General features: G+C 57.8%; 6 protein-coding genes. 1 reads left to right on the top strand and 5 read right to left on the bottom strand.

Translation table 11 applies throughout. The features are described from left to right. From VM163_01560 to VM163_01540, 5 genes are all read right to left on the bottom strand, one after another. The coding region (locus VM163_01560; GenBank protein ID HUT02562.1) for a hypothetical protein at positions 1 to 245 on the bottom strand (245 nt) is incomplete at its 3' end. Beyond that, a complete protein-coding gene (locus VM163_01555) occupies positions 238 to 465 on the bottom strand; it encodes a hypothetical protein (GenBank protein HUT02561.1) in 228 nt (75 codons plus the stop codon). The genes VM163_01555 and VM163_01560, both read right to left, overlap by 8 nt. Before the next feature lie 11 nt (positions 466 to 476). Next, a complete protein-coding gene (locus tag VM163_01550; protein ID HUT02560.1) occupies positions 477 to 1,022 on the bottom strand; it encodes a hypothetical protein in 546 nt (181 codons plus the stop codon). Between the two features lie 10 nt (positions 1,023 to 1,032). Then, entirely contained in the window at positions 1,033 to 1,572 is a 540-nt protein-coding gene (locus tag VM163_01545) for a hypothetical protein (protein HUT02559.1), read from the bottom strand. Next, complete coding sequence (locus tag VM163_01540) at positions 1,569 to 2,273, bottom strand: D-Ala-D-Ala carboxypeptidase family metallohydrolase (protein HUT02558.1); 705 nt, start codon at positions 2,271 to 2,273, stop codon at positions 1,569 to 1,571. The genes VM163_01545 and VM163_01540 overlap by 4 nt, the downstream gene beginning before the upstream one ends. 980 nt (positions 2,274 to 3,253) lie before the next feature. Between VM163_01540 and VM163_01535 the strand changes: the two genes are divergently transcribed. Further along, positions 3,254 to 3,838, top strand: coding sequence for a hypothetical protein (locus tag VM163_01535; protein HUT02557.1), 585 nt, complete (start codon positions 3,254 to 3,256; stop codon positions 3,836 to 3,838). Positions 3,839 to 3,955: the final 117 nt, after the last annotated feature.

Genomic DNA, 3,955 nt, shown 5'->3' with positions numbered 1-3,955 from the left:
TCACAGTGCTTGACCCGGAACGTGAAAGAGAGGAACCACTTCTGGACCTTGAGGATCTTCTTCTCAGAGTTCTCATCGAAGATCTTCCAGATGTCGTCGCCCCACTCTGCTCGCCCCACCTTGAGCAGTTCCTCAAGGAAGCCCTTTAAGTCAGGCGAAAGATTGAACCTCGCGCCGATCCGCGCCACCATGGCGTCGGCGTCGGTCCCCTTGATCTCGAGGTCGTAGTGGGTGAGGTTAAACATCCTTGCCCCCTACCTTGCCCTTGATGAATCGATGGATCAGGGCGTAGGAGCCGAGGGACACGAACATGATCAGCGCCTCCAGCCCGGCCCGGATGGCCTCGGCAGAGTTGGGATCGATGTCGATGCCCATGTTGACGGCGAACCCGACGAGGACAGCAATAGCTGCAGCTGCCAGGCGGGTGGAGATCCGTCCGAACGTAGTGGTGAGAAATGCTTCCATGATGCTCTCCCTTAGTCTGCGTAGGCCAGGTCAACTCCCTGGACCGCACAGTGAACGGTGGTGATGGCGCTGGTGTTGCTTGCGGCGAGGAACCGCACAATGAACTTGTCGAGGTAGTTGAGCACGATGGGGGCACCCATCTCGTCGAAGTTCCACCGGGCACTCATCTGCTCGTTGGTGGAGGCGGCCCACTTCAGCCACTGGATGTTGAACATCAGGTGGGCGAAGTCGCCGTTGTCCTTGATCGGGTGGTGGTGGTTGAGGACCTCCTCAGTCGAGGTCAGTGTGTCCTCGTTGTACCGGCTGACCACGAACGAGATTCCGCCCGTCAGTGCCGTGCGAGAGGCGAACTCCTCAATCTCGAAACTCTTGGCGTCCACCATGGACCAGATCATCCGGTGGATATGCCACTTGTGGCCGATGGGTGGCGTGACGTAATAGTCCAACTGGGCCGCGTGTGTCGCGACCATGTTGACGGTAGCGTCGTTTCCGGCCGATCCAACGAAGTGGCTGAAGACGCGGGGGACCTTGCCTGTGATGGGCAGTAGGTTGGGCATGGTTCTTCCTTTAGGTTGCGTAGTGGTGACTGATACCGCTTGCTGTCCAGTAGCCTTCGTAGAGTGCGCTGGTGTCGCTGTCCGCGAGGTACCGGACGATCAGCTTGTCCCCGTAGCGCAGGACCAGGGGGGCGCCGAACATCTGCTCGAAACGAAGGATGGCGCCGACCCTTTCGTTCTCAGGGAACTTGAAGATGGGATGCTCTTCCCACGTGACGTCGAAACCGCATACGGCGAAGTCGCCGTTGTTCTGGATGGGCAGGCCGTAGTTGAGAACCTGCTCCACCCCGGCGCGGCTCACCACGATACTGATCCCGCCATTGAGGGCGAAGTCCACACCGAACTGCTCGACCTCCATCAGGTTCTCGGCCTCGTAGGAGCAGAGCAGCTTCCGGACCTCCCACACCTCTCCCACGGGGGGGGTGACGTAGTAGTCCGTTTCGGCTACGTGCGGGTCCATCGTGGTCATCCAGGGCGCATCGTTCCCGCCAGTACCCAGGAAGTGGTTGAATACCCGGGGCAGCTTGCCCGTGCTCTTCTGGTATGTCATTCTTCCCAGCTTGTCGGGGGTCTTCCAAACACCAGATATCGTGTATCGATGTGAACGAAGGTGGGATAGCAACCTACCCCACCAAACTGATTGAGCCCATCGAGGAGCGCGATGTCTGCCCACTCGGAGGGGTCTCCATCCCTGAAACTCAGGTCCAACGCATTGAAGGCTACGTGGAGGGACCGCTTCGCTCCGCCGACCGCTTTGTTATGGACCGGGTCGCGATACCCAGAGTGTACGGTACAGGGGCCAAACTCTCGTCTGAGTACTTCCGCGTACCGAAGTGTGGGAATGATGTTGGTCCATATTGAGGCAGGGGGAAGGGCCCTGGGGCAGATCTCAGCAGCCGTGAAGTGGGTGATGAGCCGGCCCTCGAGAAGCTCTTGGAGATCATCATGGGTCACAGACACATCCTCAGGAGAAGGGACAGGATCAACACGAGGAGCCACGACAGGGCCATCCAAGCCCCAACGCTCATAAGGGCTTCTCTCCATGACTCGAACATTCCAGGGGATCTTTTCATTCCCCGCCTCCGCCTTCCAGTCCGGGAAGGTGGTCTTGCTCACCATGCCGGCTCCATAAAAATACGGACTGAAAAGGTTGACGCTCTCCTGGCGGAACCTCTCTATCTCTGGATACGCCAGTTGCCTGCGAAGACCCTCCAACGCATGATCCCCCGCACTCACCGTCGATCTCGCCATTCATGCCCCCCTCCTTTTGTCACCAAAAGTACCCACTTCTCCTGACACATGCGCGGGGGGATTCGAACCCCGGGTTGCGACCCCTGCCCGGCCTGGGTTGTGGGTTGTCCCCGCCCAAACCACTCGCGCACTCACTGTAGAAGTCTTAAGCAGTTCTAAACAAACAGCACAAACGACGGACTCTAGAGTCTGTAGTAACTCTAAAAGAACTCCTTACAAATATACAGCCGTTTTCACAACTCGCAATACCCTTGAAGTTTCTGTTGCGTCGGCGCAACATGTGCGGATCAGGGCTAATACCGCACAAAACGTGCTATTCTGTGCCTAAACCTGCCTAAGCACCGCTATAGTGAGCTTTAAGTACACCACGCCATAGCTCAGCCCCCCTGGGCTATACTATAATAGCGCCAACCCCTGTTATAGCCTCCGCATAAGAGACCCGACCGGGTACGATCATGCCATTAAGGGGCACAATCATGCACCTTACGTCACGTTCTTCCCGATAGCTGGGCCCGTGACGGGAAAAGGGGGACGAAAAATCTGGAGAAGGAGGTATAGATAGGATTCAGTTCCGCCGGCTCGCCGATGCTACCCCTCCCTCCTCTAGACCGCGCCCCCGCCAACCTAGCGCGAGGCCAAATCGGGCTGTTTTGCTCATTAGTGCGCATGCGCGGCCATGATGCGATCCATACTATGCATGGGCCCCCGTCTTCCTTATGCTTCTTATGCATTGCATTGGCCATGGGATGGGGTCCAGCGGCAATTGGAGCATGTAGACCACCCGTCACCGATTCCCGATTTCGCCCCTCAGATCTTCAATGTTTACGGGCCTTTCCGGGGTTTACAGTGTTTAGACCACCGTCTCTCGCCTACGCGGGATTCCTCTTCTACCCCTTGACAAACTTTTTTTTCATATAGATTGGATTCATGCGGCAACAAAAAGGGCCGCGAGGTTCACCGACAAAACGAGGCGAAAAACCATGGCGAAACAGGGCAAGTTCAGCGAAGCTGAAACGGGTAGCATCGAGGCCTCCGCACAGGGGTGCGGTTTGAATGCTCCCACGCTGGACGAAGTGAACCCGACAGGGAAGTATCAGCCTTCGAACGATCCGGCCCTTTGGCCCAGTAAGACCGCACGCAAGGAGAGCGCGATGAAAGAGACTACGCAGGGCACCGAACTCAGCGCCGAGACGCTGGGCAGATACGAGGCGAACACCCATTACACCGTGCGCGACAGCGTGCGGGATTTGAGAGCCATCGCGAACTGGGAAAGCTGCCCGGAGGGCATCGCAAGCTGCATCAGGATTCTGGCCACGAACATTCAGACCGCGCACGAGGGGGGCATCACTGCCCGGAAGATGCTCGCAGACATCGAAGCACGCACACAGGAGAGCGGGCGCGACAGGATTGACCCCTCGAACGACATCGCTGGCGAGGCCGACACGTTCACGCAGGCGATATCAGAGTTCCTGCGCGAGTATATCGCCGAGAACCCCGACGACCTGGTGGCGATTGATCTAGAAATTCAGGCTGTAAGCCTGGGTCGCAATGCACGCCGCATCTGATAAACCACGCACAGGAGAGCGCACGATGAAACAGACCAAGAAGCTGTCAACGGCGACACAGTCGAAGCATGCCAGCAAAGCTGCCGCAACCTACGGTTGGACCGGCGGAGCATTCCT

Source organism: bacterium, from assembly GCA_035527515.1.
Lineage (GTDB): Bacteria > B130-G9 > B130-G9 > B130-G9 > B130-G9 > B130-G9.
This window is presented reverse-complemented; position numbering and strand designations above follow the sequence as displayed.